Origin of the sequence: Aquipuribacter hungaricus (genome assembly GCF_037860755.1) — a bacterium.
Classification (GTDB): domain Bacteria; phylum Actinomycetota; class Actinomycetes; order Actinomycetales; family JBBAYJ01; genus Aquipuribacter; species Aquipuribacter hungaricus.
The window spans coordinates 1-2366 of sequence record NZ_JBBEOI010000370.1; the positions used below are offsets into that span (position 1 = coordinate 1).

The 2366-nt window shown below is 79.0% G+C and carries 2 protein-coding genes; both read left to right on the plus strand.

The genetic code is table 11. The annotated features are described in order from the left end of the window. Window positions 1–329 precede the first annotated feature (329 nt). Window positions 330–1661 carry a S1C family serine protease gene (locus WCS02_RS19740; protein ID WP_340295987.1) on the plus strand — a complete coding sequence of 444 codons (1332 nt, stop codon included), beginning with the start codon at window positions 330–332 and terminating at the stop codon, window positions 1659–1661. 49 nt (window positions 1662–1710) lie between these two features. Beyond that, window positions 1711–2366: HD domain-containing protein (locus WCS02_RS19745; protein ID WP_340295988.1), on the plus strand; the 656-nt coding region annotated here is incomplete at its 3' end.

Consider the following 2366-nt stretch of genomic DNA (forward strand, 5'->3'; position numbering starts at 1 on the left):
AGCCGGCCCAGCACGCGCAGGTCGGCCCGCGCCCCGCCCGCCGGGGCACCGTCGGTCGGCGCGGCGGTTCCCGCAGCGGCCGGTCCGGCGTCCGGTGCGCCCGTCCCGTCGCCCGCCCTGGTGCCCGTGCTCCGACCGTCCGTCCTCGCCCGGTGCGACCCGCCCTCGCTCACCCGACCATCCTCCGCCCGGGTCCCGCCCCGGCCCCAGCGCGTTCACCCTCAGCGTCACGCCCGCCCGCCGGCACACCGGTCGACCGGGTCCACGTTCACAGCGAGCACCCAGCGTCCTCCCGGGGAGCGTGCAGGCGCCGGGTGTCTCCTGGGTCCATGACCGAGCCCGGCAGCGACCGCACCCAGCCCCTCCCCGTCCCCCCGACCCCGTGGGCCCACCCGCAGCAGCCCGCGCCGGCCGGCACCGAGCAGCCCGTCCCGGCGCCCCGCCGCCGCACCCCGCTCGCGGTGACCGCCGTCGCCGCGACCGCCCTCATGGCCGCAGGCGCCGTCGGGGTCGGGGCCGTGGTGGTCACCACCGCCGACGACCTGGTCGCCGCCCTCGCGCCGCTGCCCGCCCTGGGCGCCGACGGGGACACCGCCACCGACGGCAGCGCCGACGGCAGTCCGGACGACAGCAGCGACAGCACGGACGGCAGCAGCGACGACCCGGGGACGACCGACGCGACCGGCGCCTCCGCGGCCGCCGACGGGGTCGACTGGGGCGAGGTGGCCGAGCAGGTGCAGCCGAGCGTCGTGGCGATCACCGTGCAGTCCGCCGACGGCTCCGGCGGCCAGGGCAGCGGCGTCGTCCTCGACGAGGCCGGCCACGTCCTCACCAACAACCACGTCGTCGCCACGTCCAGCGGCGGCGTCGAGGTCAGCGTCACCCTCGTCGACGGGCGCGTGCTCGCGGCCGACGTCGTGGGGCTCGACCCGTCGACCGACCTCGCGGTCCTGCAGGTGCTCGACGCCCCGGACGACCTGGTCCCCGTCGAGCTGGGCTCGTCGGACGACGTGCAGGTCGGCGACCCCGTCATGGCGGTCGGCAACCCGCTGGGCCTGGCGGGCACGGTCACCACGGGCATCGTCAGCGCCCTCGACCGGCCCGTGACCACGCAGTCGGTCGGCGTCTCCTCCGGAGAGCCGGTCGTCACCGACGCGGTGCAGACCGACGCCGCGGTCAACCCCGGCAACTCCGGCGGCGCCCTCGTCGACGCGCAGGGCCGGCTCGTCGGCATCAACTCCTCGATCGCCGGGCTCGGCAGCGGCGCGGGCGGCCAGTCCGGGTCGATCGGCCTCGGCTTCGCCATCCCCGTCGACTCCGCCGCGGCCGTCGCGGAGCAGCTCATCGAGGACGGCACCGCCGAGCACGCCCGGCTCGGGGTCTACCTCGACGACGCCACCGCCGAGGTCGTCGACGGCCCGTGGGCCGGCGAGCGGCTCGGCGCCGGCCTGGCCCAGGTCGAGCCCGGGTCCGCCGCGGCGCAGGCCGGCCTGCAGGCCGGTGACGTCGTGGTCGCCGTCGAGGGCCGCCCGACGACCTCCGCGGTCTCCCTCACCGCCCGGGTCCGTGCCCTGCAGCCCGGGCAGACCGTCGACGTCGTCGTCGAGCGAGACGGCGAGGCGCTCGAGGTGCCCGTCACGGTCGAGGCCGCCGAGGCCTGAGCCCGACCGGGGACCGCAGGAGCGGGCGACCGGCTGCCAGGCTGGGCGGGTGCCCGACACGCCCGCCCCGGTCCCCGCGCCGCCCGCGTCCGTCCCGGAGGTCCCCGACCTCGTCGCCGTCCTCGTCCGCCTCGGTGCGGACGGGGACGGCGCCGCGTCGGTCCAGGGCGACCTGCTGGCCCGCTGGTCGGAGCCCCACCGCGGGTACCACGACAGCCGCCACCTGGCCGAGGTGCTCGCCCGCGTCGACGTCCTGGCCGGGCACGCCGACAGCCCCGACCTGGTCCGGCTCGCCGCCTGGTGGCACGACGCGGTGCACGAGGGCCGGGCCGGCGAGGACGAGCGGGCCAGCGCCGACCTGGCCTCACGGCAGCTGCGGGGCCTGGGGCTGCCGGCCGCGGACGCCGCCCGGGTCGCCGACCTGGTCCTGGTGACGACCCGGCACGAGGCGCGCGACGGCGCCGCGGACGCCGCCGTGCTGTGCGACGCCGACCTGGGGGTGCTCGCCGCACCGCCGGAGCGCTACGACACCTACGCCGCGGACGTCCGGCGGGAGTACGCCCACGTCCCCGACGCCGCGTTCGCCGCCGGGCGGGCGGCCGTGCTGCGCCGGCTCGTGGCCGCCGACCGGCTCTACCGGACGCCGACCGCTGCGGCGTGGGAGGCGGCGGCGCGGGCCAACGTCAGCCGCGAGCTCGCCGTGCT